This is a genomic window from Rappaport israeli (assembly GCF_001888055.1).
Classification (GTDB): Bacteria; Pseudomonadota; Gammaproteobacteria; order Cardiobacteriales; family Cardiobacteriaceae; genus Rappaport; species Rappaport israeli.
The window spans coordinates 158205-183294 of the sequence record NZ_LXHZ01000004.1 but is presented as its reverse complement, the minus strand read 5'-3'; the positions used below and the strand labels follow the sequence as shown (position 1 = coordinate 183294).

At 44.8% G+C, this 25090-nt stretch carries 17 protein-coding genes and 7 pseudogenes; 9 read left to right on the top strand and 15 right to left on the bottom strand.

Going from position 1 to position 25090, the window contains the following annotated elements:
• From A5N84_RS01650 to A5N84_RS13190, 8 genes and pseudogenes are all read left to right on the top strand, one after another.
• Positions 1 to 407: transposase (locus A5N84_RS01650; RefSeq protein WP_143324778.1), on the top strand; the 407-nt coding region annotated here is incomplete at its 5' end.
• A 117-nt stretch (positions 408 to 524) separates the two neighbouring features.
• Positions 525 to 2165, top strand: a complete 1641-nt coding sequence (locus A5N84_RS01645; protein ID WP_072281016.1) for an ATP-binding cassette domain-containing protein — start codon at positions 525 to 527, stop codon at positions 2163 to 2165.
• The gene (locus A5N84_RS01640; protein ID WP_072281015.1) at positions 2165 to 3802 is read left to right on the top strand and encodes an ATP-binding cassette domain-containing protein; all 1638 of its coding nucleotides are present in this window, start codon (positions 2165 to 2167) and stop codon (positions 3800 to 3802) included. Before A5N84_RS01645 ends, A5N84_RS01640 begins: the two co-directional genes overlap by 1 nt.
• A gap of 47 nt (positions 3803 to 3849) precedes the next feature.
• Positions 3850 to 4551, top strand: coding sequence for an IS1 family transposase (locus A5N84_RS01635; protein WP_072281014.1), 702 nt, complete (start codon positions 3850 to 3852; stop codon positions 4549 to 4551).
• A gap of 104 nt (positions 4552 to 4655) precedes the next feature.
• Positions 4656 to 5590, top strand: a pseudogene (locus tag A5N84_RS01630) (ABC transporter permease).
• Positions 5590 to 6563, top strand: a pseudogene (locus tag A5N84_RS01625) (iron chelate uptake ABC transporter family permease subunit). The pseudogenes A5N84_RS01630 and A5N84_RS01625 overlap by 1 nt, the downstream one beginning before the upstream one ends.
• On the top strand, positions 6560 to 7324 hold the full coding sequence (locus A5N84_RS01620; RefSeq protein ID WP_072281013.1) for an iron ABC transporter ATP-binding protein: 765 nt from the start codon (positions 6560 to 6562) through the stop codon (positions 7322 to 7324). Before A5N84_RS01625 ends, A5N84_RS01620 begins: the two are co-directional and overlap by 4 nt.
• A 28-nt stretch (positions 7325 to 7352) precedes the next feature.
• Positions 7353 to 8339 (top strand): annotated as a pseudogene (locus A5N84_RS13190) (siderophore ABC transporter substrate-binding protein).
• 25 nt (positions 8340 to 8364) lie between these two features.
• Here A5N84_RS13190 and A5N84_RS01610 read toward each other — a convergent pair.
• The 8 genes and pseudogenes from A5N84_RS01610 to A5N84_RS01580 all read right to left on the bottom strand — a co-directional run bounded on the left by A5N84_RS01610 (position 8365) and on the right by A5N84_RS01580 (position 14771).
• Complete coding sequence (locus A5N84_RS01610) at positions 8365 to 9327, bottom strand: IS30 family transposase (RefSeq protein ID WP_143324777.1); 963 nt, start codon at positions 9325 to 9327, stop codon at positions 8365 to 8367.
• Positions 9324 to 9433: pseudogene (locus A5N84_RS13595) on the bottom strand (IS30 family transposase); the annotation flags it as partial. The pseudogene A5N84_RS13595 and the gene A5N84_RS01610, both read right to left, overlap by 4 nt.
• A 103-nt stretch (positions 9434 to 9536) precedes the next feature.
• Positions 9537 to 9980: a PTS galactosamine/N-acetylgalactosamine transporter subunit IIA gene (agaF, locus tag A5N84_RS01605; protein ID WP_072281011.1), complete on the bottom strand. Its 444-nt coding sequence runs from the start codon at positions 9978 to 9980 to the stop codon at positions 9537 to 9539.
• 104 nt (positions 9981 to 10084) lie between these two features.
• Positions 10085 to 11017 (bottom strand): PTS system mannose/fructose/sorbose family transporter subunit IID, encoded by a 933-nt coding sequence (locus A5N84_RS01600; RefSeq protein ID WP_072281030.1) that lies wholly within the window; start codon positions 11015 to 11017, stop codon positions 10085 to 10087.
• Between the two features lies 1 nt (position 11018).
• Entirely contained in the window at positions 11019 to 11825 is an 807-nt protein-coding gene (gene agaW, locus A5N84_RS01595) for a PTS N-acetylgalactosamine transporter subunit IIC (RefSeq protein ID WP_072281010.1), read from the bottom strand.
• A 3-nt stretch (positions 11826 to 11828) separates the two neighbouring features.
• Positions 11829 to 12311: a PTS N-acetylgalactosamine transporter subunit IIB gene (gene agaV, locus A5N84_RS01590; RefSeq protein ID WP_072281009.1), complete on the bottom strand. Its 483-nt coding sequence runs from the start codon at positions 12309 to 12311 to the stop codon at positions 11829 to 11831.
• A gap of 14 nt (positions 12312 to 12325) precedes the next feature.
• A complete protein-coding gene (locus A5N84_RS01585; RefSeq protein ID WP_233119823.1) occupies positions 12326 to 13411 on the bottom strand; it encodes an SIS domain-containing protein in 1086 nt (361 codons plus the stop codon).
• A gap of 82 nt (positions 13412 to 13493) precedes the next feature.
• Positions 13494 to 14771 carry a class II D-tagatose-bisphosphate aldolase, non-catalytic subunit gene (locus A5N84_RS01580; protein WP_072281008.1) on the bottom strand — a complete coding sequence of 426 codons (1278 nt, stop codon included), beginning with the start codon at positions 14769 to 14771 and terminating at the stop codon, positions 13494 to 13496.
• A 526-nt stretch (positions 14772 to 15297) separates the two neighbouring features.
• Between A5N84_RS01580 and A5N84_RS01575 the strand changes: the two genes are divergently transcribed.
• The gene (locus tag A5N84_RS01575) at positions 15298 to 15972 is read left to right on the top strand and encodes a histidine-type phosphatase (RefSeq protein WP_072281007.1); all 675 of its coding nucleotides are present in this window, start codon (positions 15298 to 15300) and stop codon (positions 15970 to 15972) included.
• Between the two features lie 45 nt (positions 15973 to 16017).
• Here A5N84_RS01575 and A5N84_RS01570 read toward each other — a convergent pair.
• The 7 genes and pseudogenes from A5N84_RS01570 to ligA form a co-directional block, all read right to left on the bottom strand.
• Positions 16018 to 18619 (bottom strand): annotated as a pseudogene (locus A5N84_RS01570) (restriction endonuclease).
• A gap of 5 nt (positions 18620 to 18624) precedes the next feature.
• Positions 18625 to 18891, bottom strand: a complete 267-nt coding sequence (locus A5N84_RS01565) for a type II toxin-antitoxin system RelE/ParE family toxin (protein ID WP_072281006.1) — start codon at positions 18889 to 18891, stop codon at positions 18625 to 18627.
• Positions 18888 to 19169: a type II toxin-antitoxin system RelB/DinJ family antitoxin gene (locus A5N84_RS01560; RefSeq protein ID WP_078055510.1), complete on the bottom strand. Its 282-nt coding sequence runs from the start codon at positions 19167 to 19169 to the stop codon at positions 18888 to 18890. The genes A5N84_RS01565 and A5N84_RS01560 overlap by 4 nt, the downstream gene beginning before the upstream one ends.
• 95 nt (positions 19170 to 19264) lie before the next feature.
• Positions 19265 to 21181 (bottom strand): site-specific DNA-methyltransferase, encoded by a 1917-nt coding sequence (locus A5N84_RS01555; RefSeq protein WP_072281005.1) that lies wholly within the window; start codon positions 21179 to 21181, stop codon positions 19265 to 19267.
• 234 nt (positions 21182 to 21415) lie between these two features.
• Positions 21416 to 22419 (bottom strand): annotated as a pseudogene (trpS, locus tag A5N84_RS01550) (tryptophan--tRNA ligase).
• Positions 22420 to 22439: 20 nt separating this feature from the next.
• Positions 22440 to 23030, bottom strand: a complete 591-nt coding sequence (locus A5N84_RS01545; RefSeq protein WP_072281004.1) for a Sua5/YciO/YrdC/YwlC family protein — start codon at positions 23028 to 23030, stop codon at positions 22440 to 22442.
• Positions 23008 to 25055, bottom strand: a pseudogene (gene ligA / locus A5N84_RS01540) (NAD-dependent DNA ligase LigA). The gene A5N84_RS01545 and the pseudogene ligA overlap by 23 nt, the downstream one beginning before the upstream one ends.
• Between the last annotated feature and the right edge of the window lie 35 nt (positions 25056 to 25090).

The following is a 25090-nucleotide window of genomic DNA, read 5'->3' as shown; positions in this document are numbered from 1 at the left end:
AAAAAGCCTTTATGTATGATTTAAAGCCTGTGTATAAGGCGGTTAATAAAGAATCTGCCGAATTGGCCCTTGATGAACTCGACAGACTCTGGGGCAGTAAATATCCTGCGGTGATAGCTTCTTGGCGAGAGAAATGGCATTTACTATCGGCTTATTTTAAGTACCCTGAGGCAGTCAGAAAGCCCATTTATACCACCAATACGTTTGAAGCGCTGCATCGCCAGTTTCGTAAGTTGACTAAAACTAAAGGTGCTTTCCCCAATGAAAACAGCTTGCTTAAATTACTATATGTGGCTATATTAAATGCTGGTGAGAAATGGACAAGACCTATCAACAATTGGGGACAAACTATGATGCAGTTGTCTATCCATTTCCCCGGGCGCTTAGATAAGGTGATGAGCCTTTGATTGAACTGACACAGATTTCTGAACGCCCTCCAAAGACACTCACCAAATTGATAGCGTAATTATGGATATTGTTAATGATTTACAAAACCAATCCTCTTTCGACTGTGATAGCGACCTATGAAAGCTAACAACTTATATGAAATTTTAACGAATCCGAAAATTAAGCCTATTTTATATCCATTAAGAATAAAATTATTTTTGAGTGTTTTATTTGCTTGCATTAGTGGCGTGGCTATGGTACTAGGATTCTGGAGCATTGTTAAGCTGATAGCTAATAAGCATCTTTATTGGTTAATAGTTAGTGTGGTATTGTGGTTTATAGGGGCAGTATCTACAGGATTGGTATCTTATATTTCCCATTCTGCTGAGGCAACTTTCTCAATTACGATGCGTCAACTTATCATTGAACACATGGTAAGACTGCCTGCAAGTAGGTTAGCTATTCAAGACAATAATGACTTAAAAAAGTTAATTAAAGAAGACATTGATAGTTTACATCATCTATTGGCACATTTGCCAAATGAATTGGTAGCATTTTTTATCGTACCAATATTGTCAATTTCCTTGTTACTAACAATGGTTGGATGGCAATCTTTATGGGTTTTATTACCAGCGATTCTTGCATCATTATATTACCTTGTTATTGTGCCCAGAGTAACAGCCCGTGATGGTACAGCTCGAATGCAAGTCATGGGAGATATTATCACGGCGGTGGATGACTACACACGAGGTATTCGTGTCCATCGAATATTTAATGGTCGGCAAGGTCAATCATTTGCATTAAAAAACTATGACCATGCAACGATGACATTTAGTCAAAATATGGTCATGTGGGTGAGTAAAGTCGCAACCATGGCTGGGCTAGCGGTATCTTTGTTACAAGCTATAGCAACTTTCGCCATTGCCTATGTGGTTGCTTACGACTACGACACTTCAACTTTGGCAGCAACCTTGTTTTTTAGCTTGGCATTTGTCACTCCTGCACTTAAGTTAGGTCATGGCTTAGACTATGTTGCTACTGCAAAAAATTCTGCTCAGCGATTAATTCATTTCTTAAATCAACCAATTTTAGATATGGGTAAAGAATCTGTTATTGGTGACTTATCAAAGGCTTGCAAGGTTCATATTGTTCAGGGTCAATTAATCTTTCAAGACAGAATATTATTTGAAAATCTTAGTTACCAATTCGTACCTAGAACTATGACTGCCATTACTGCACCAAGTGGTACAGGTAAAACCATGCTATTACAAGTACTAGCAGGGTTTGAACCTCTAACTAAGGGAACGGTCTATATTAATGACTATCCACTTTTGACAATAGATAGCCAAAGTCGTCAAGAAGCTATTTTGTTTATTCCTCAAGGTGGCGATATCATACCTTTAACGGTTAAGGATAATTTAAAAATGGTTAATGATTCAGTGACAGATGACATGCTTACCTTGGCTCTAAATAGAGTTAGACTTGACGTTCAATTAGATAGTCCAGTTCACCTATTATCAGGCGGTGAACGTCAACGTCTATGTGTTGCCAAAACATTTCTTTCAAATGCCCATATTATTTTGCTAGATGAACCAACTAGTGCATTAGATGCTGATAATGCTAACCAATTGATGAATGAATTACGTACTCATATTATCACCAACAACAAAACTTTAATCGTAGTAACACATGATAAAACAATTATAGCTAGTGCAGATAACCACATAAATTTAGGTGGTTATACGCCTATCAAGCAAAATAAAAAGGTTATCTGTTAATGTTTAGCTCTATACACAAATTTTTTCGATATATCGTTATTTCTTTGCCACCACTTGCTCATAAGCGATTATTAGTTGTTAGTATTGGATGGCTGTTGGTCGCTTTAGCAGAAGCAATTGCTTATACGGTATTGTCATTTTCAATCTTGAATAATTTATCACCTTTTAATGTGCTTGTGTCTGCTACTATAGCCGTATTACTTACTGTTTTAGTGAGTCGGCAGGGTTACTTGACAGGTGTTAGGCTCGCAGGTGATTTATATCAAGGCTTGGGAACAGCATTAGCTTCTGCCAAACTATCATGGCTTAATCAAGCCAACCGCACTAAAGTTGCAAGTATGGCGGGAAAAAGTATCCCTCAATTTATGAGCATTCCCGCCCATCAGTTACAAATGTTTATTCATTCACCAAGTTTAGCGTTGTTTTTGATCGTAAGTTTAGGGTGGTTGACAGAAAAAACAGTTGCAATTTGGGCATTTGGTCTGCTTTTTTTCTCATTTGCTCTACAATGGTATGGTCAGTTTCTTTTATTAAGGGTAGATAAAAATCGGAATCAACTTGAATTGCTTACTAATCAATCAATACTTAATTTCGTAGAACACATTGAGCTGCTACGAACATCTAAAGGCATAGATGGAGCTGTGCAACCATTGAAAAATGAATGGCTACGTCAAAGTGATAGTTTTAGCCGTATTAATTCAATAGCAGCTCTAGCAACAGGTATTTCATTATTTGCTAGTGTACTCCCGACTGCAGGTTTAATTGGTTATTTATGGTTTGCAGGTGTCAGAATAGAGACACAAATCTTAGCTATAATTGTGCTTATTACAAGGGCGGCAGCTCCCCTTGAACAATTGGCTACCGCTACTTTCAGTATTAATGACATAAAACATTTATTCTCAGAATATAGCCAATTATATTATATACCGTCATTGAATGAACCTGATAATACAGTTGTATCGCACACTTTAAGTACCTATCAAACACTTGAAGATAGAAAGAAATTTGAAATTACCATCCATCAAGTAAACCACTCACCAATCCTAAGCAATATCAATCTTATTATCCCCTACCAAACCCATCTCCAAATTACAGGTAAAAGTGGCAGTGGTAAAAGCACTTTACTTGAATTAATACTACGTTTTGATGATCCAAAAGAAGGATATATTTGTTTGGGTGGTATTCGATTATCAGAATTTCCCTATGATGAACTTGTCAAACATATTGCTTACGTGCCACAAGAACCTATTATTTTTACAGGTACATTGGCTGAAAATATTCGTATTGGAAAGCCACAGGCCACAGATGAAGAAATTGAGAATGTTGCAAAGCAAGTAGCTTTGACAGACCTGATTCAACGTTCTTCTGACGGTATCTATTACCATGTAGGTAGGCAGGGAACAGCGTTATCTGGTGGCGAACGTCAAAGGGTAGCACTAGCAAGAGCTATAATAAAGAATGCCCCTATTTTAATTATAGATGAAGGGACTTCAGCCCTTGATGAAGGCACAGAAGTTGAGGTAGTAAAAAACATAAATAAACTTAATTCCACAGTTATTTTTGTTACCCATCGCCTATCAGATATTTGGAAGACTGATAAAATTTATGACCTAAGTAATAGGACGGTAGTGCTTTAAAAAGTATGCTGTAAAAAAACAGGCTGAGAAATTGATAAAATAGTGAAATGCAAATCACACTATACATCAACTGCCCAGCCTGTTTAGGGGACAGTATAAAGAAAAACGGTAAAAAAAGCTATGGTAAGCAGAACTACCAATGCAAAGACTGCAGGCGGCAATTTATTGGCGACCATGCGTTAAGTTATCTTGGATGTCACTCTCAAAAAGAAAGCAAAATACGCCAACTCATGGTACGAGGTAGTGGCATAAAAGACATCGCTTGCGTTGAAAGGATTAGCCAAGGTAAAGTATTAGCTACTTTGAAAAAATGCAACTACCGACTGATACCAAAGCAAAGTCACTATGACCAACTAGAAGTAGACGAGCTATGGACGTTCGTAGGTAAAAAGAGCAACAAACAATGGCTCATCTATACTTACCACCGTCAAACAGGCGAAATTGTTGCCTATGTATGGGGAAAGCGAGACCTTAAAACGGTTAAACGATTAAGCGCAAAACTTCAAGCCTTGGGTGTAACTTGTGCTGTTATTGCCAGTGATAATTGGGATAGCTTCGTCACTGGCTTTAAAGGCTTTACTCAAAGAATTAGTAAATTTTTCACCGTGGGCATCGAAGGAAATAATTGCCGTATTCGGCATAGGATAAAACGAGCAGTTAGGCGAAGTTGTAACTTTTCCAAAAAACTCGAGAATCACTTTAAAGCCTTTGATTTAGTGTTCTTTTATATTAATAACGGGTATGTCTGATGTCAGCATACTTTTTAATGCACCACCAGATATTATTTTTAATAAAAATAATTATCATTATTTTATGTTATCATAGTATAATTTGTTATTCAGACCAAAAATTAATGAAAATTAGTTTAGTATTTATATTGTTGTGTATTATCTCTGTATTTGTTGGGGTGCAACAGATAGCTTGGACTTCCCTATTTGATGTATCTACCACACTTGGCTGACCTTGACTGCCAGTCGCTTGCCTCGACTTGTCGCTTTAACTTTGACTGGGGTGGGTTTGTCAGTGAGTGGCGTTATCTTACAGCAGATTGTTCACAATAAATTTGTAGAACCTAGTATAACGGGGGGGTTAGATGCCTCAAAACTGGGTATTTTAATAGCATTAACGTTCTTGCCTAGCATCGGTACACTCGGAAAAATGCTCTTTGCGACGTTATTTTGCTTTGTCGCCAGTGTGGTGTTTATTGTTTTTATTAATCGTTTGAAAGTCAAAAATATGGTGCTAGTGCCTGTGATTGGTCTGATGTATGGCGGTATCTTGAGTGCATTTGCTGAGTTTTATGCTTATCAAAATAATATTATCCAAAGTATGCAGAGTTGGTTATTGGGGGATTTTTCTAAAGTTGTCCAAGGGCATTATGAGATGATTTATGTCGTATTGCCGATACTCATTTTGACTTATCTGTATGCACAACGCTTTACCGTGGTGGGTATGGGCGAGGATATGGCGAAAAGCTTGGGCATCAATTATTCATTAACGGTAGGCGTTGGGTTTTTGTTGGTTTCAGTTGTTACAGCCATTACGGTTATTACAGTTGGGGCGATACCTTTTGTTGGTTTGGTGATACCCAATTTGGTGGCTTTGAACTATGGTGAAAATTTAGCAAAAACGCTACCAATCATTGCGTTGAGTGGGGCGTGTTTTTTATTGATTTGCGATATCGTTGGGCGTTTGTTGATTTATCCTTTTGAGGTGCCAATTGCTTTGACGGCAGGTAGTATTGGTGGCGTGTTGTTTTTGATATTGCTGATACGGGGGGTTCGCTAATGCCGATAACTCACCTTTTTTCTGTCAGCTTTGCCAAAAAATTATGGGCATTAATTGGTTGTATTGCGGTATTGGCAGTTATTTTTGTGTTTTATGATTCAGGATTGGATTTCGACTATGTGATTCCTAAGCGTTTGATAAGACTGCTAACGATTGGCTTAGGTAGTGTCTGTTTGGCATTTTCGGCGATTATTTTTCAGACGGTGGTGGGAAATCGTGTTTTAACACCAGCGGTGATGGGCTATGAGTCGGTTTATTTACTGTGGCAGGTATTATTGTTGTTTATGGTAGGGGTACAAGGGATTGCTTTTTTGGGGTTAAATGGCAACTTTATCATTTCTGTGCTATTGATGTTGGGCTACTCTTGGGCATTGTACCAGTACCTTTTACCGTTTTGTAAAAATGACGTTTATGTGCTTTTGTTGGTAGGATTGGTGCTATCTATGGTGATTAGTACCTTTTCTCAATTCATTGAGCTAAAAATGAGTCCTGGTGAGTTTTCGGTGCTACAAAGTCTGACTTACACTTCGTTTAATCGCTCTGAGCTTGAGACATTGGTATATGCCAGCGTTTTAATCGTGGGGGTTTTAGCCCTATTGGCAAAGCGGTTGCCGATTTTGGATGTGATGAGCTTAGGGCGAGAGCAAGCGATATCGCTGGGTGTCAATTATCAACAACAAGTGAGATTTTTTTGGCGATAGTCGCTGTGTTGGTGGCTGTTTCGACCAGTCTAATCGGTATGACGGCGTTTTTTGGTATTTTTGTTGCCAATATTGCTTATGCTTTATGCAAAGTCAATCGGCATAAATTCACTTTACCTGTAGGAACTGGGATAGCCATGGTGATTTTTATTGTTTCTCAATTTTTGGTAGAGCATATATTTAACTACAGAACCACGGTTAGTATTTTGATTAATTTGTTTGGTGGGAGTTATTTTTTGGTATTTATCCTTCGCAATCGGAGTCAGGTATGATTGAAGTAAACAATTTGACCAAAAAATACCGTGATAATGTCATTTTGGATGCTGTTACCACAACATTTCCGGCAGGCAAAATCACGGCGTTAATAGGTCCGAATGGGGCTGGAAAATCGACATTATTAATGATGATAGCCAAACTATTAGAATCCACCAGTGGACAAATAGCTATTGATAACAACAACATCGATGCCATTAAAATTTCTGACTATGCAAAACTCGTCGCCACACTACGCCAGTCTATCGGATTTAATTTACGACTTACTGTGGAAGAATTGGTAAGTTTTGGGCGTTTTCCCTACAGTCAAGGCAAACTTACTGATAACGACCGTCAAGCTGTGTGTCATGCCCTTGATTTTTTGCAATTATCTCACCTTAAAACCACTTATTTAGATGAGCTAAGTGGGGGGCAACGGCAAATGGCTTTTCTTGCGATGACCATTGCCCAACAAACAGACATCATTTTGCTTGATGAACCGCTAAACAACCTAGACATGAATCACGCCGTCAGAATCATGCAAGCCTTGCGACAACTGTGTGATAAGCAACAAAAAACCGTGGTATTAGTCATTCACGATATTAATTTTGCGGTCAATTATTCTGACCATATTGTGGCTATCAAACAAGGAAAAATATTTTTTGAAGGGAGTGTCGAGCAAGTTTTGACCGAAACGAATTTGGAAAATTTGTACGACCTAAAGTTTGAGATTATTCGTCACCAAAACAGTCTGTTATGCAACTATTTTAAACTTACTTAAACTATTTTAACCATGGAGACAACGCTTTATGAAACTTTTAAATACACTCGCTCTATTATCGATTACGGCAACCTGTGTCATCACAACAGGTTGTGAAAAGAAACCAGACAACCCCACACCAAAAAATAATTCATCAGTATCTCAAGAGACCACACATTATCATAGCGTTACCATCAAACATCAGCTAGGCACAACCGTCATCAATACTTTGCCAAAACAAATCGCTGCGTTGGATATGAATGAAGTAGATTTTTTAGACCAGTTAAATATCCCTATCGCAGGTATGGTGAAAGATTTTGTACCGCATTTCTTAGAAAAATATAAAAACAATAACGACATAGCAGACTTGGGTTCTATTGTTCAACCCAATATCGAAAAAAGTACACACTCTAAAACCTGACTTGATTCTCATGACACCGTTACACAGTAAAAGCTACCCAGAACTCGCCAAGATAGCCCCCACCTTGCATTATGATATTGATTATAAAAGCGGTAATGGCAGATAAATACCATCAAAAACCATTTACTAGATTTGGGTAAAATTTTTGACAAACAAGCCTTAGCTCAGCAAAAAGTAAGTGAAATTGACACAAAGCTCCAGCAAGTCAAGCAAATCACAGCTAATCGTCCTGAAAAAGCCTTGGTCATTATGCACAACAATGGTTCTTTCAGCAATTTTGGCACAAACTCTCGTTATGGCTTTGTATTTAATGAACTGGGTGTCAAACCAGCTAGCACGACTACGCAAATAAACCTGCACGGTGAGCCTATTTCGAGCGAATTTATCAATCAAGCTGACCCTGATATTTTGTATATCATAGACCGCACCGCCGTTATGGAACATCGCCCTTTAATTAATGCTGATAGCGTAAGCAACCCACTACTCATACAAACCAAAGCTTGGAAAAATGGACGTGTGGTATTTGTCGATGCAGACGCTTGGTACACAACGGCTGCTAGCCCCACTTCTGTCAAGATAATGATGGATGACGTGTTAAGAGGATACAAATTGTAACCGCGCGTTTTTATGTGCGGCAGATTCAAATATGAATTGCAACGCACCCAAAGCTAACTTTAACCTCCAATGGCGTCATAAAACCTAGCACCTTACGAGGACGATTATTCAAATTGTCCTCTATCTCTTTGATGTATTCAGCGCAGAGATTATCAAGTCTCACAGACTTCGGCAAAAATTGCCGAATCAATCCGTTGAGGTTCTCATTACTCCCTCTCTCCCAAGAGTGATAAGGTCCGGCAAAAAATATCTCGGCATTGAGTGCTTCAGCTATCTGTTCATGCCGAGAAAATTCTTTGCCATTATCAAAAGCAATCGTGCAAACCTTTTCAGCATTAAGTATCTCTATACAAGCTTGTGCCACTTGTTCGGCTTTACGATGCTTCAATGCTTTGAGTTTGAGTTCTCTCGTTGTTCTTTCTACAAGAGTCACTAATGCTCCTTTGTGCTTATGACCAATGACCGTATCACCTTCATAATCCCCTAAGCGCCTACGCTGTTCTACTATTTCCGGGCGTTCTGAAATATCTACTCTGTTGGGAATGTGCCCGCGTCTGTCATGAGCTTTGAAGCCACGTTTGCGGTAGGTTTTCTGACTACGCAGATGCCGATATAAGTCTCCGCCTGATTTCTTGTCTGCATAAATATAGCGATAGATGCTTTCATGACTAGGAACATGTTGCCAACCCAGCCGTTTAAGACGCCCTGTAATCTGTTCGGGAGAATATTTTCTCTCAATCAGATGATTGATGTAGGCTTTGGCAAAATCACTGAGTTGATAAGCGTTTTGCTTTTTACGATCTTCTGTCATTTCTTGAGCTTGCAGCGGTCGATAAGCTCTTTTACCTGTATTGCGTTTGATCTCTCGGCTGATGGTATAGTCAAAGAATTGAAAAAGTATTACGGTGTTGGCTCGCCTTGCCGTACGCTCTTGTACTGTCTGCGGCTCGCCGCCTTGTACTACTTTTTCACTTCTCCGACTATAGATTTATGGCAGCCCACGATATTGGCTATTTCGCTATATGAATAAGCGCTTTTCTAAGCACGGATATTTGATACCTTTGTTCTTGTATAAGATGTGTATAGTGTTTCATAACGTTCTGATAGGTAAGAGTTGATAAGCAAGTGCAACACTGCACATCTTACATCTTCTCTCTTGCCTATTAAACGTTGCACTTCAAGCTTGAATCTAAGTTCTTAAATGCCGTCGTCGTCGATGACGACAGGATTGTTTTTTATCCGACTTTGCAATAAGGCGGAGTAGCGGGCAATGCTGTCGCGGGTGTTTTGCACGAGGTTTTCGGCGAAATCCGCCACGTTGTTCGCTTCGTCGCGCTCCATCACGGCTTCAATCAGCAGGGGCAGATTCATGCCGCTGATGATTTCGACTTCGGGGCGTTCGTTGGCAATCAATGCGGCTTGGCGGAAGGGGGTGCCGCCCATGATGTCGGTAAAAATCAATATTGGTTCGTCTTGGTAGTCGGCGACGATGTTTCGCAGGGATTGGGCGAGGCTTTCGCTGCTCATGCCTTCGGGGAAGTTGAGGCTGTGGCAGGCGTTAACTTCACCTGCCAAGAGTTTGAGTCCTGACAGAAGACCGTCGGCGATTTGTCCGTGCCCGCAGATGATGAGATGTATCATTTTGCTTCCTTATAATCTGTTTTTATTCGGAACAAGGCATAATGCCCTGCCCCGATTTACCGAAAAAGCGCAGGCAGCGCTTGGCGCCGCCTGTCTATTGTCGCTTAATTGCCCCAAGGTTTGCCGAATAAATTGCCGCGTTCCATTAAGACGGCAGGGTCGATGATTTCCCAGCCGAACATGGTTTTCACCAGCACCGGCAACAAGGTGCAAACTAAACCGAAGACAACGGTCATGATGACCAATTTCAGCGGCGAGCTGCCTTTTTTAATCCGCCACAAAATGAAGAGCGTCCATAAGAGCGGCAGCAATGCCGGCATGATTTTATCGACCAAATCGCCTTGCAAGGTGTAGACAAAGGTGGCATCGCCGGCTTTGCGCACCAGTTGCAGACCTGATTCCAAGCGGACATAGCTGGCGGTCATCGCGCCGATTACCATCAAACCGACGATTGAGGCGGCATGCGCCAGTTTTTTGGTTTGGTCTTTGAGGTTTTTAATCGCCGATACGCCCATTTTGTAGCCGTAGCTTGCCAAGCCGAAGCGCAGGGAGAAATGCACGACGTTAAACAGCACAAAGAAGAAGATCGGCCCCAGCCACGAACCTTGCAAGGAGAAGGAGGCGCCGATGCCGCCGCAGATAGAGAGCAGGGTCAGCCAGAATACGGCGTCGCCGATACCGCCGCCCGGCCCCATGGTGGAGACTTTAATCGCGCGGATAGTGTCGATGCGTTCTTTGGCTTCTTCCATTGCCAGCACCAGTCCCGAGATGAAGGTCACCAAGAGCGGGTGGGTGTTGAAAAATTCCAAGTGCATTGCCATGGATTTTTTCAGGTCGTTTTCGTTTTTGTGGATTTTGCGCAGCGAGGGCAAGATGCTGTATAGCCAGCCGTTTGCCTGCATACGTTCGTAGTTGAAGGAGGCTTGCAGGAAGAGCGAGCGCCAAGCCATGCGGCGCAGGTCTTTCGGGGTAATGACTTTAGGTGCGCTTAAATCTTCATAAGCACCGCTGACGATTTCTTTTTGATGTTCACTCATTTTAGATACCCTCTTCATAATCTTCGGATTTATCGGCTTTGGCACTGCCTTGCGGCACGGCTTCGCGCAGATAGTATTCAATCAGGGCAAATGCCACGCCGACTAAGGCAATCGCCAGCAGCGGTTGTTGGAAATAGGCGGCGAGCAAAAAGCCCATGAGGAAGTAGGCGATGTATTGGCGTTGTAACATGATGTTAAGCAGGATGCCGAAGCCGATTGCCGGCATCAGTCCGCCCGCCATTTGCAGTCCGTCGGTAATCCATTTCGGAATCAGGCTGACTAAGCCGCGCGCGGCTTCCGCGCCGAAGTAAATCGCTGCAAAGGCGATGAAGAAGTAGAAGACGAATAAGATGCTCATGCCGAGATAGTTCAGATTGGCAATGCCTTTGAAATTCAGGGTTTGCGCGTATTTATCCGCGGTGCTCATCAGCGGCGAGAAGGCGGTGAATAAGAAGGTGATGCACATTTGCACGAATACCGCCGCCGGTATCGCGACCACAATCGCCTGTTCGGCGGTTTGTCCTGTGGCAATCACAAAGGCGGTGCCGATGATGCCGCCCAGCACCACGTTCGGCGGCTGCGCGCCTGCCAGCGGCACCAAGCCCATCCACATCAGCTCGAAGCTCGCTCCTGCGACCAAGCCCGCCTGCGGATTACCTAAGAGCAAGCCAACAATCGGACCGGCGATAATCGGGCGGTGGATATGGGTAAGCACGTTAAAGAGGTCAATCCCTGCAATCCCTGCAAAGATGGCGACCGCCAAAGCCTGCCAAAGGCTGAATTGGGCAATGATTTCTGTGGCTTCCATGGTTTACTCCGTTTCAAGCAGTTGAAGAATCGGCACTTTTTTATCATCGGGCGTGCCTTGTGCGGTACAGGGAACGCCTTTTGCTTCTAGCGCCTTAAAGCAGCGGACATCGTCTTCGGTGACGGAAATCACTTTCGAGACTTGCCGCTTGCCTTCGGCAAAGTGCAGGTTTCCGACGTTGATTTTGTCAATCGGCACGCCACCTTCTACCAATTTCAATGCGGCTTGCGGATCACGCACAACCAGAAAAATTTTCTGTCTGTCCGCCGCTTTGTGAATCACATCAATGGTTTTCTGCAGGCTGAAGAAGCGTGATTCCGCGCCGCCTGCAATCGCCATTTCCATCAAGGCTTGCTGGGTTTCGTCATTCGCCAGCTCGTCATCGGCGACGAGAACCAAATTCGCGCCCAGCCAATTCGTCCACGTCATCCCGACCTGCCCGTGAATCAGGCGGTTATCGATGCGCGTCAATAAAATATTAGGCATATCTCTCTCCTTTTTTATGATGTCGAATAAGGGTATAGGCGAACGCCTTTCACCACGCGGTTCACTTGTCCGCTGGGGTTGGGATTATCGGGGGAAATGCGGCGTTCAATCGCGGCACGCAGACCGAGCAATTGCGCGTATTGCACCGCCAAGACCGCCAGATAGTCGTCGCTGAAGCTGTCGCCTGCCGCCGCATAGGGCAGCGCAATGACGCGCGGATGCGCCGCAATATCCTCAAAACGCGCAAAAAATTCCGCACTTGCCGGCACGACGATTGCCGTCGCGCTGCCGTCATTGGCTAATTCGCGGATGATGTCGGCATCAAATTGTTGGGTATAGGCATGATTGCTCGGCAGAACCATAACCGCCGTTTGCCCATTAATTAGGGATTTCGGCCCGTGTCGGAAGCCGAGCGAGGTTTCCGCCATGGTGGGAATCGCGCCCGCGGTCATTTCCAAAATTTTCAGCGCACATTCGCGTGCCGCGCCGTAAAGCGCACTACTGCCTAAGAAAATCAGACGCTGCGCTTGTAGCAAGGTGTCCGCCGTCGCGCTGTGATAAAACTGACGGTTAATCTGCTGCGAAGCCTCGGCAAGCGCGCTAAAGTCCGATGCCGCCAATCCGAGGGCTTGGCGGCATAAGGCGGCGGTGTAGAGCGTCATGGTAGAAAAGCTGGATGTCATGACAAAGCTGGCGTCATGGGTTTGCGGCGGCATCAGCAAACTATAGGTGCGTTCGTCCAGCGCCAATTGTCCCTGTGCATTGCAAGTTACCGCATAAGGCTGCATTTGCGGCGCGACAATCGCCAGTTTTTCAATACTGTCCACGCTTTCCGGCGAATTGCCCGAACGCGCAAAGGCAAAGAAAATCCCTTCGGCATGACGCGGCAGACGGTCGGCAGGTTGGGCGACAAAATCGGTGCTGGCAATCGCTTGGCAATGCGCGGCGGCAAGCGGCGCAATCAAGGGCGCGACAATATCGCCGACATAGGCGGAAGTGCCGGCGCCGCTAAAGACGACCGTCGCCTGCGGATTGTTCAGCGCAGCGGCAAGCGGCTGCAATGCGGCTTGATCACGCTGTAATAATTGGGGAATTTCCAACCAAGCCTGTGCCTGTCCGCTGATTTCCTGTGCGGTGCTTGCGCGCCCTGCGCCTGAAAATAAGCAATATCTTTGTCTGCAATCATGCGCCTGCTCCGTCTGTGGCTGAATAATAGGGCTCGAGAGCAAAGCGGATATGCTGCTCAATCAAATTGGCGGCACTGAAGGCTTCGCCGCGATTGTGGCAGACTTCTACCGCCTGCGGCAGATATTGATGCAAAACGCCGTAAGGCAGATCGGCTTGGTCAAAGGCTTGATGGAATTTGGCAATTTCCGCCTGCACCGCCGCCTGCGGCCAGTAATAACGCATACGGTCGGACAGACTGTAAACGCGCAGCAATGCCTGCTGCTGCGCATCGCCGTGATAATATTTCTGCCAACGCGAAGGCTCGGCCAGCATCGTGGCTTCCATGACCGCCGCCACATCGACACCCGCATCGGGATAAACCGCCAGCAAGGCGCGGTTAAGCGCATACAGGGCTTCGCGATAAGCGAAAGTCAGCGCCGGCCCGACTTTTAAAATCGCAAAATGATCGCGCACCAATTGGGCGAGATGATGGCGAGTTTGGTAATCGGTGGAATGCGCTTCAAAAACCGCATGGGGGAAAGTCTCCGCCAAAGCGACCAATTCACGCGCTTTTTCAGATACATAATCCACCACTTGCAGATGATCGAATTCCACACCGGGCTGCACCACCAAACCGATAACGCGCGGCCAAACCGCGCTTAAACCTTCCTGTGCAAAGACTTCCTGATGCACCGCCAAGGTTTTTGCCGCAGCAGCGGCGGAAGTCGGCGTAATGCCCTCGATATCTTCCTGCGCACCGCCCGGCACCGGCACTTCCGTGCCTACGATATAGACAATATCCTGATTCGGCGCGGCGGCTTCGGCAATTTTGCACAAACGCGCGGCGCGGGTGGCAACGGTCAAATCGTCCAACGGCACAGGGTCGTCGGCGCAGCTCATACTGCAATCCAAATGGATTTTCTGAAAACCTGCCGCCGCGTATTGGCGCAGCAATTCTTCCGCCTTGTGCATCGCTTCTGCCGCCGTTTCGTGCTGCCAAGCATTCGGCCCGAGATGGTCGCCGCCAAAAACCAGTTTTTCCAAAGGAAAACCGCAGTCGGCAATCAATTGCCGCGTTTGGGCGATAAATTGCGCAGGGGTCAAACCCGTATAACCGCCGAATTGATCGACTTGATTGGATGTGGATTCGATTAAGAGAACGGCATCATGGGCTTTGGCGGAGGCGGCGGCAGCGCGCAACACCGCCGGCAAAGCACTACATACGGAAGTGATGCCGCCTTTGCCGCTCCGCTTATGCTCGGCGATGCGCTCGGCTAAAAGATGTGGCTTCACAAATACTCCTTTCTGCTTTAGCAGGTCATGTTTCAACACACAGAGCGACACATAAAGCGTCGCTCTACGTGTTGCCCTGAATTGGAAGAGGTTACACCTCTCCCACAAGATTATCCTCCCTAAAGGGTTTCAACCAGTAAGGAAATTTTGATGAAATCAGCAGCGGCAACATCATGCGGCGTTTTCATCACAATCGGCATCATGCGGCGCGACTTTGTTAAAAAACCTTTAGGTTTTGAATTATAGTCTTGTCAATATACAAATACAAACAGAAATGCTCAAAAAATTTTCTATTTTCTGCAAAAACAAACAAATCAAAGTATTAGCGGCGATAAGAAAAAAGAATTAGCGCTATTTTTTATCTTTTCCTTGAAGCCGATGATTATAGTCTCTTAACTTCAAAATGAGATTATTCTAAGCGCTTCTCCTGACAAAATGTGTATCTCTAAGTCTCATTTTGAAGTTAAGGTACTATACAAAGCGTAAACTTTTTCAGACGGCATGTGCCGCGCTTAGAGAGAACAGAATGAAGGCAATCGGACTGAGTTTAAGCATGGCAGTCAGCGCGGCACTCTTAAGTGCTTGCAGCAGCATCGGCAATAGCAATAATCAAACAACGCTTGCTCCCAGCGATTACACCTTGGAAAAAGTGGTCTTTTTCAGCCGCCACGGCATTCGTGCGCCCTTAATCGGCTATGGCAGCGCGCTCGCCGAAGCCACGCCGCAGACATGGCCGACGTGGACGACCGAGGGCGGACATCTCACGCCTAAGGGCGCGCAATTAGAAGGAATATTCGCCGAATATTTGGGACATTGGCTTGATGTTGCCGGACTCATCAAACAAGGCGAATGCCGCCCGGAAGCGGTCTTGGTCTATACCAACAGTCTGCCGCGCACCATCGCCACCGGCGAACAATTCGCCCAAAAAGCCTTTGCCGACTGCGGCATCGACGTGCGGCATTTGGAAGCAGTAGGTAAAATGGACAATACGTTCAACCCGATTGTACGCAGCACAGTGGATGCCGCCTTTGAAGAACAATTGCGCCGCTCGATTGACGAAAGTCTCGGCGCAGAAGGCTTCGCAGGTTTGAATCAACGCTTGGCAAATTCTTATGCGGCACTGGAAAAAGTATTGAATTATCAAAATTCCATCGCCTGCAAAGAGAAAAACAGCTGCCAAATCGAGGGCGCGATTTTCTAATTGCAAACTCTACCTCAAATTTTAGGGAAATTGGCGGAATTACACTTATAACTCCGCCAATTTCTCCACCACCCGATAATCCACCTCATCAAATAAATCAAAATGCGTTTGGGCGCATTCAATTTTTTGCTGTTCTGGCAAAGACAATTTGTCTAAATCCACACCATCCTGAATCCCCTTGCCCGTGTTTTTCGTTTCCGCCACAAAATAAACGCGCTCACGGTTTTTCATCACCACAGCCCAATCGGGATTGTAATTGCCAATTGGCGTAGGCACTTTAAACCAAGAGGGCAATTTGAAATACAAAGCCACATCTTCGTGATTTTCACAATCCCGTGCAAAATCGTGTTCGGTTTGCGAATCCAAGTTGATGTAATCGGCAAAAATGGTTTTATCCTGATTTTGAACGGAAAAAGTATGTGCATTGATGAAAAATTCCGTGCCATTTTGTGCCAAATTTTCCCATTGCAACAAACTTTGCCGATACGCTAAATCGCTGTTTTCAGGCAGCCTGAAATATTCAATCCCTTCAACCATCAAACCATTTAATGCCAACAAAATCTTTTCGCTTGCCAAATCAATAAAACGCTGCGGATTATGGGCAATCTCGCCAATCCGACCCGATTGTTGCAAAATTTCAAAAATGCTTTGGCGCGTCAATTTGGTTTTCTTTTGGATAGCCAATAAAACATCAGGGATTACCCAATCGGTATTTTCCACTTGTAGGGTTTGAGCATGGGTTTGTTCGCCCCAAATGCCATCGGTTTGGCTTTGATTGATTTTGGCTTTTTGCATCACAATTTGCAGCTTATGAATCGCAGGCATATTTTGCACCAATTTACAGGCAGCCTGAATCAAATCATCACGCGAAAATTGCACCGCATAGCGTGTTTTATGCAGCAATTTCTGCCAAATTGCCAAAAACACAGGGTCAAGCGTAAAACCTTTGCGGAAAGTTTGCCGTTTGCGCTGATTGGCATTTTTCGCACCGCCATTGCTGAATTTGATGCCGCATTCATTTTCATATTCTTGTTGCAAATTGGCAGCAAAACTTTCGTAACTTTCATTGGGAATCACGGTCAAAATATTCACGCTGTCATCACGCACACGTTCGCCCTGCTGATTCACCGCCAAACGCAAACCGCGCCCGATTTCCTGCCGTTTTTTAATCGGCGATTGGGTTTCATTGAGCGTACAAATCTGAAACACATTCGGATTATCCCAACCTTCTTTTAAAGCAGAATGCGAAAAAATAAAACGCAAAGGCGAATCAAACGACAACAATTTTTCCTTATCTTTCATAATCAAAGCATAAGTATCGTCATCGGCTTTGGTTTTACCGCTTGTGTCTTTGTCTTGCGAAAAATAGCCGTCATGCACACCGTCCGCGCTTTGTCTCGCTTCTTGTTGGTAAATTTCTTCAAACCATTGGGCAAATTTGCCACCGTTTCGGTAATTCGCCACTTTATCAATAAAAAACAAAGACAAAACTTTAATGCCGCGTGGATTTAAACGTTTTTCTTTTTGCAAATGTTCTTTAATGGTTGCCGCCATTTGGTTTTTCATGATTTCATCACGAATCACATCTTGGTCTTCTCCCAAAGTCAAAACCGTGCCGTTGGACAATGCCAGCGTGCCGTTTTCAGCGTCCAAATCATTGATGATGAAACCATGCCGATACATTTCATGATTGCCCGATTTATCAAACAAATCATCGCCCGAAACCACCGAAACCGTTTTCTTTTTGGTTTCTTTTTGATTTTGAGAATGGATTTCCACTTTGGCGGTCAATTTGCGTTTGCTCGACACAAATTCTTTCAACGCCACATACGCACCATTGACATCGTTTTTTTGCCAAAACCGATTTCACTTCAATTTGTTTGACCAATTTCTGATTGTAGGCTTCAATCGGATTCAGGCTATAAACCTTGTGATACGGCTGTTTGTGTGTGGCAGAATAACGCAACACAAACAAAGGATTGAGCGCATCAATTGCCTGTTTTGCCAAATCCGTTTCCATATTTTGCGGTTCGTCAATCAACACAATCGGGCGTGTTTGGCTGATGTTTTGAATCGGTATTTCGCCACTTTCATTCATGCGCTTAATCACATTGTCTTCTTTTTTAAACGCATCAATATTCATAATCAAAATTTCAATATGCGAACTTTGAGCAAAATGGCGTAAAGCATTCAAACGCTCACTGCGGTAAATATCGGCATGAACAATGGGTTTGTTAAACTCGGTTTCAAAATGCGTTTTGGTGGCGCGTATGCTTTGCAACACGCCTTCACGAATCGCCACGCTCGGCACGACAATCACAAATTTGCGCCAACCATATTGCTGATTCAATTCAAAAATCGTCCGCAAATAGACATAGGTTTTGCCCGTTCCCGTTTCCATTTCAACGGTAAAATTCAAGCCGTATTGCCCCAATTGGGTTTCAGGCTGCCTGAAACGATTTTGCACCGCTTTCAAATTTTTTTGGATTTCATCGTGGTTTAAATCCAAACGGTTTGCCACAATCGGGCTGCCGCCATTTGCGGTTAATTCAAATGATTGTGTGTGATTGGGTTCGCCTTGAAAAAGATTCACAATGGCGGAAATGGCATCTTTTTGATAAGCCAAATGTTCAAATTTCAATTGCATGGTTTTTATCCAAATAATTCTGAATGACTCCCCAAGCGCACCAAAATCAATTGTTCTGCTTCAATTTTGTAAATCAGCACCAAATCATTTTTAATATGACAATCGCGAAAACCCTGCCAATTGCCCGTTAAAGCGTGGTCGCGATATTGGGCAGGCAAAGGCTTTTCACCGTGCAAACAATGCAAAACTTCGGCAAATTCCGCACTGCTTAATATTTCGGGGGCGATTTTGCGTAAATCACGTTTGTATTCTTTGCTGATTGCCAATCTCATCGCTTGGTTTCCTGCGCCATTTTTTGCATCAAAACAATGGCTTCATCAACCGTATCCACAGCAAGCATTTCCACTTCGCCCCGATTAACGGCTTGCATTGCGGCAATGGTTTCAGGTTTGGGCTGATAATCCAAACGCAAAGGAATGGTGTGGGTAAGCGCAATTTCACGCAAAAACATATTGATGGCTTGGGTAGGGGTTAAGCCGTAATTTTTAATCACTTCAAATGCTTGATTTTTAATGTCTTCTGGGACACGAAAACTGTATGCACCGCTCATGATGTTCTCCTGTTTGGGTTCAAATACGGCTTGATTATAAACAGATTTGTATTTCAATGAAATACAAACCACTCAAAAAAGCACCTTCAGGCAGCCTATAAAGTTTCAAATTGCACGCCAGCGTCTTGGCATTGCAAAAAGGCATTGGTTTTCAGTGCGTCATTGCCATTAAAAACGCGGTCTAGGGCAAAGATTTTTTGTGGCGATTGTTTTAAACATTCGTGCAACAATTCATCGCTGAATGTTTGCAAAAACAGGGCGGTTTTGCGTGTGCCTGCTTGATTGTTCAACCAAACCACGCTGCCTGAAAAATCAAACTCATCCGTTAATTGGAAACCCAAACGCAAAGCCAATTCATACGCCATATTTTCAACGCTGGCGGTTTCATCAACCACATTTTGGAACAATGCCAATTGTTCGCCCAAACTTTCGGCATCAGATTTTTCAGGCTGCCGCCATTGTTTAAAAGCGCTTTGGGCAAGTTTGAACACTTTGAAACCTGTATCCACGTTTTGATTTTCTTTCAGGCTGCCTGAAATGTGTTTTCCTGCGCGGCGTATGCGTTCTTTGGCAATTTCGGCAATGGTGGCGTAACCTGCTTTGTGGGCTTCGGATTGTTCGTCTGTTTCTTCGGGCAACTGCACGCAAATATAGCGGCGATTGCCGCCGTCTTCGGCATTGAGTTGCATGACCGCGTGGGCGGTGGTGCCGGAGCCGGAAAAGAAGTCTAGGATTAGGTCATTACTTTCGCTAGAAGACATGATGATTTTAATAAGCAAAGACACTGACTTTGGGCTATCAAACATTTTATTTTCAAATAGCTTTACTTGTTCTTTTGTTGCAGCTTGATTCAAATATATATTATCAATGAGCAAACTATCTAACATCGCATCAGAATTTTTAATTTCGTTTTTGTAACGTTTTAAAATAAAACCGCGTTCTTTTTCTGAATGCGTTTTTTTAAATTTAATTTTTCCTGTTTTAACCCATAATTCAAAATTTTCTTTTGAAAAAAACCAAGCGCGTCCCTTTGGTGGAATATCCTCCCTACCTGTAAATGGATTAATAATTGGATAACGGTCGCCATCTCTTGGTGCAGTTGGATCGCTTGAAGTCCAATCGCCATTTGGGTCATTATCTGGATTTTGATAATTTGAAAAATCTTTTTCTTCACCTTTCAAATAAGCAAATTCTTTATTTTTTGCATAACAGATTAAATATTCATGTTGAATGTTAATTCCTGTTTTTTCAACATTAGTAACACTTTTTGTCTTGCGGATAAATTCCACTAAAAAATTCTCCGCCCCAAACACTTCATCACAAAGCAATTTCAGTTGCGCCTGTTCATTATCGTCAATGCTGATAAAAATCACGCCGTCTTCGCGCAAAAGCGTTTTTGCCAAATGCAGGCGCGGCAACATCATATTCAGCCAGTTGCTGTGATAATGCCCACTGTCTTTGCTGTTTAATCGGAATGCGCCTTGAAACACCCCATCGCGTTTCAGGTAGCCTTCTGTGTCTTTGTCGCCCACCCGTTTGGCGTAGTCATCGCGGGTTTCTGAAAATTTGTCGGGATAAATAAAGCTGTCTTTGCCTGTGTTGTAGGGCGGGTCAATGTAAATCATTTTGACGCTGCCTGCGTAGGCTTTTTGCAGGATTTTCAAGGCTTCCATGTTTTCCGCTTCAATAAACACGTTTTGCGTGGTGTCAAAATTCACGCTTTCGGCTTGGCAGGGAATCAGGGTGTTGAAGGTGGGCGTTTGCAAGGCGCGGTAAGCAGCCGTTTTGCCCGCCCAGTTGAGTTGATAGCGTTCGTTGCTGTCGCAAAGGTTTTCCGTACCCAAAATGAGTTTGAGTTTTTCAAAATCAATCTGGTTTTCGCAGAATATTTCAGGGAAAAGTGCCTTGAGTTTTAGGATATTATTTTGAGTTAAATCATTTTGCAAACCATGTATAATTTCGGTTCGGTTCGGTTCGGTTCGGTTCGGTTCGGTTCGGTTCGGTTCGGTCATATCTCTATCCTTTTGAAATAAATAATTTTTAAATAGCACCCTAACTTATCTATAGTCTCTTCAGATTAAAATGATACGCCTTAAAACAAAATATCCCATATTCTAACAATAAATTAACCCCGATAAATTCCAGTCATAAAAAAACCGCCCATAGGCGGTTTAAGCATAATGCTATAATTTTTAAGTTTACACAGTAGGTTAGAACAAGCTATCAATTTTTTCCTTCATAACCATCTAACCCAAGCGTCGAATACCAATAGCCTCACGCACTTGCGCCATTATCCTCTGCGCCTCAGCACGCGCTTTTTTCGCGCCTATCTGCAAAATTTCCTCTACTTCGGCAGGATTTGCCATTAACTGCTCATAACGAGCGCGAAATGGCTCAATTTCTTCATTGATTAAGTCAAACAGCGCCTGTTTAGCCTCCCCCCAAGCAATTCCTTGCGCATATTTTTCACGCATCTCCGCCTGTTGTGTTTTGCTTGCAAAAGCCTTATAAATCTCAAAAATTGTTGATTCATCAGGATTTTTAGGCTCACCAGGCGCTTGCGAATTAGTCACTATTTTCATAATTTGCTTACGCAATTTTTTAGGCTCATCAAACAACGCAATGGTATTGCCATAGCTTTTACTCATCTTGCGCCCATCCAACCCCGTCAACAGCGCCACCTCTTCGCTCACTTTCGCCTCAGGCAAGACAAACAACGGCGCATAGCGATGATTAAATCTTCCTGCAATATCCCTTGCCATTTCAACATGTTGAATTTGGTCACGCCCAACAGGCACCGCATTAGCATTAAATGCCAAAATATCTGCCGCCATCAACACTGGATAACCAAACAACCCCATTGACACCCCTTCATCAGCATCTGCCTTACCCTCTGCAGTATTCGCATCAACTGCCGCCTTATAAGCATGCGCGCGGTTCATCAACCCCTTCGCGCACACACAATTTAACACCCAAGCCAACTCCAAAATCTCAGGAATATCCGACTGACGATAAAACGTTACCCGCTCATAATCCAGCCCACACGCCAACCAAGTTGCCGCAATACACAACGTCGAGTGATGAATCTCTTTTGCCTGATGGCATTTAATAATGCGTGATAATCGGCTAAAAAGAAAAACGCATTATCATTTTCCGCACTGGCTTGAATAGCAGGACGAATCGCCCCCACATAATTACCCAAATGGGGAATGCCCGTAGTTGTAATGCCTGTTAAAATGCGTGGTAACATAAAAAACTCCAGCTTAATTTTTAAAATAACTTATAAATCAATAGATTGAGCACCTTGATACACCACCTCAGGCAAAGATTTGCAAAATCCACCACACTTACCTCCACGCGCGCCAACGCCCCAACATCAACCCACAAATCCACCTGATTGGCTAATACCGCCTCATCCGCCTCCCCCAATCCCAGTTGCAATAATGGCGCGCCTAATTGCTCAATTAGCGCCAACAACAAAACCTGAGAAGTCATCGTTACCGCCACCGTCTTACGCTTAGCCTCCTGCGCCCATTTAGGCATTTGACGCGTTGCAGGTAAAATTGCCGTAACCGCCCCCACAGGCAAACGCTTTAACAACCCAAACGCCATATCGGTTAATTGCGCATATGCCGACACCATCGCCAAATCCGCACACACCAACGTTAACCCCTCTGTTCCCTGCAACGCCCCCAACGCTTGCAAACGTTGCAATGTCGCCTTATGCCCTAACCCTGCAAAAAGCGCATAGCCCCCATCGCTTGGCAAAATCACCACCCCACCTGCCACCAAAACCGCAACCACCTCTGATAATAAACGGGGCTTCACCCACTGCTGCTCAGCCATTAAAATTTTTGCCATAATCCTCAATCCATTGTTGCAACTGCGCCTCATCAATCACCGCTACCCCCAACGCCTGCGCTTTAGAGAGCTTACTTCCAGCTTTATCTCCAGCCAACACAAAATCTGTTTTCTTTGACACACTTCCCACCACCCTCACCCCCAAACGCACCAACCAATCACCAGCCTCCTCACGACTAAACGCACTCAAACTCCCCGTCAACACCACAGATTTACCCGCAATAGGCGAGTTCACCACCGCGCGAACTTCCTCGTCTCCCTCTTCCCATACAATCCCAACCGCCACACAGGCATCAATAACCGCCTGATTTTCCGCATCAGCAAAAAACTGCACAATATAAGTCGCCATCACCTCCCCAATCCCATGCACCGCCTGCAACTGCGCCATACTCGCCGCTCTTAAAGCCGCCAACGTCTTAAACTCCGCCACCAACAACGCCGCACTCACCACCCCCACCTCACGAATCCCCAAAGCATAAATAAAGCGCGCCAGCGTTGTTTGCTTTGAGCGCTCCAACGCCGCCATCAAATTTTGTGCTGATTTTTGCGCCATACGGGGCAAACTCGCCCACCTCTCAAGTGATAACGCATACAAATCCGCAGGACTTTTCACCCAGCCTAACGCCACCACCTGCGCAATCAACTTATCCCCCAACCCCTCAATATCCAACGCCTTCCGCGATGCAAAATGAATCAACGCCTGCTCTCTTTGTGCCGAACAATGCAACCCCCACTACAACGCGCCACACTTTCACCCTCAGGACGCACCACCTCCGACCCACACACAGGACACACCTTTGGCATCACAAACACCTGCGCCGTTTCAGGGCGCTTCTCCAACACCACCTTCACCACCTCAGGAATCACATCGCCTGCACGACGCACAAACACCGTATCCCCCACCCGCACATCCTTACGCGCCACCTCATCAGCATTATGCAACGTTGCATTCGTGATACTCACCCCCCCCACCTCAACCGCCTGCAAACGCGCCACAGGCGTTACCGCCCCCGTACGCCCCACCTGCACCTCAATTGCCTCCACCACCGTCGTCCGCTCCATAGCAGGAAACTTCCACGCCACCGCCCAACGTGGCGCACGAGAAACCAACCCAGCCCTCTGCTGCTTAGCAAAATCATCTAACTTAAACACCACCCCATCAATCTCAAAAGGCAACCCCTCCCGCCTTTGCATCAAATTCTCATAATAATCCACCGCCGCCTGCACATCGCCCACCTGCCTCTGCAACTGACAAACAGGCAACCCCCACTGACGCAACAACCCAAGCAACTGCCCATAAGACTCAGGCAAAGTCGCCCCCTCGACCACCCCGAAACCATAAGCAAAAAATGCCAACTGACGCTTTGCCGTTACCGAAGCATCCAATTGTCGCAAACTGCCTGCCGCCGCATTACGCGGATTTGCAAACGTCCGCCCCCCCTCAAGCAAAGCCTGCGCGTTATAACGCTCAAAAGCCTCCTTCGGAAAATACACCTCCCCACGCACCTCAATCAATCTAGGCGGATTATCCGTGCGCAAGCGCAAAGCCAACGAACGAATCGTACGCACATTTGCCGTTACATCCTCCCCCGACACCCCATCCCCACGCGTACTCGCCCGCACCAACACCCCATCCTCATAACGCAGATTAACAGCCAAACCATCAAACTTAGGCTCAGCAGATAAAACCAAATCCGCCGTTACCCCCAAACGCTGTTGCAAACGAGTATAAAACGCCACAAACTCCTGCTTGGAAAACACATTATCTAAGGACAACATCGCCATTTCGTGGCGCACACTCTCAAACCCACCTGCTACCTTACCCCCCACCCGCTGAGTTGGTGAGTCCACAGGAATCTCCCCCCCATAAGCACGCTCCAACGCCTGCAGCTCCCGCATTAAAGCATCATAATCAGCATCAGCAATAACAGGCGCATCCAACACATAATAATGATAGTCATGCGAATGAATCTGCTCACGCAACACCGCTATCCTTGCCAAAAGAGAACGCTCATCAAAAGACATCACACCCCCCAAAACCAAGCACGGTCAAAAAATTA

Excerpts from the sequence above, each read along its gene's own strand:
- agaW (WP_072281010.1), bottom strand. The coding sequence starts at position 11,825 with ATGGAAGCCACAGAAATCATTGCCCAATTCAGCCTTTGGCAGGCTTTG.
- A5N84_RS01555 (WP_072281005.1), bottom strand. The coding sequence starts at position 21,181 with ATGACCGAACCGAACCGAACCGAACCGAACCGAACCGAACCGAACCGA.
- agaF (WP_072281011.1), bottom strand. The coding sequence starts at position 9,980 with ATGATACATCTCATCATCTGCGGGCACGGACAAATCGCCGACGGTCTT.
- A5N84_RS01545 (WP_072281004.1), bottom strand. The coding sequence starts at position 23,030 with ATGGCAAAAATTTTAATGGCTGAGCAGCAGTGGGTGAAGCCCCGTTTA.
- A5N84_RS01645 (WP_072281016.1), top strand. The coding sequence starts at position 525 with ATGAAAGCTAACAACTTATATGAAATTTTAACGAATCCGAAAATTAAG.
- A5N84_RS01620 (WP_072281013.1), top strand. The coding sequence starts at position 6,560 with ATGATTGAAGTAAACAATTTGACCAAAAAATACCGTGATAATGTCATT.
- A5N84_RS01565 (WP_072281006.1), bottom strand. The coding sequence starts at position 18,891 with ATGAGATTGGCAATCAGCAAAGAATACAAACGTGATTTACGCAAAATC.
- A5N84_RS01635 (WP_072281014.1), top strand. The coding sequence starts at position 3,850 with ATGCAAATCACACTATACATCAACTGCCCAGCCTGTTTAGGGGACAGT.
- agaV (WP_072281009.1), bottom strand. The coding sequence starts at position 12,311 with ATGCCTAATATTTTATTGACGCGCATCGATAACCGCCTGATTCACGGG.
- A5N84_RS01600 (WP_072281030.1), bottom strand. The coding sequence starts at position 11,017 with ATGAGTGAACATCAAAAAGAAATCGTCAGCGGTGCTTATGAAGATTTA.
- A5N84_RS01640 (WP_072281015.1), top strand. The coding sequence starts at position 2,165 with ATGTTTAGCTCTATACACAAATTTTTTCGATATATCGTTATTTCTTTG.
- A5N84_RS01575 (WP_072281007.1), top strand. The coding sequence starts at position 15,298 with ATGAAGGCAATCGGACTGAGTTTAAGCATGGCAGTCAGCGCGGCACTC.
- A5N84_RS01560 (WP_078055510.1), bottom strand. The coding sequence starts at position 19,169 with ATGAGCGGTGCATACAGTTTTCGTGTCCCAGAAGACATTAAAAATCAA.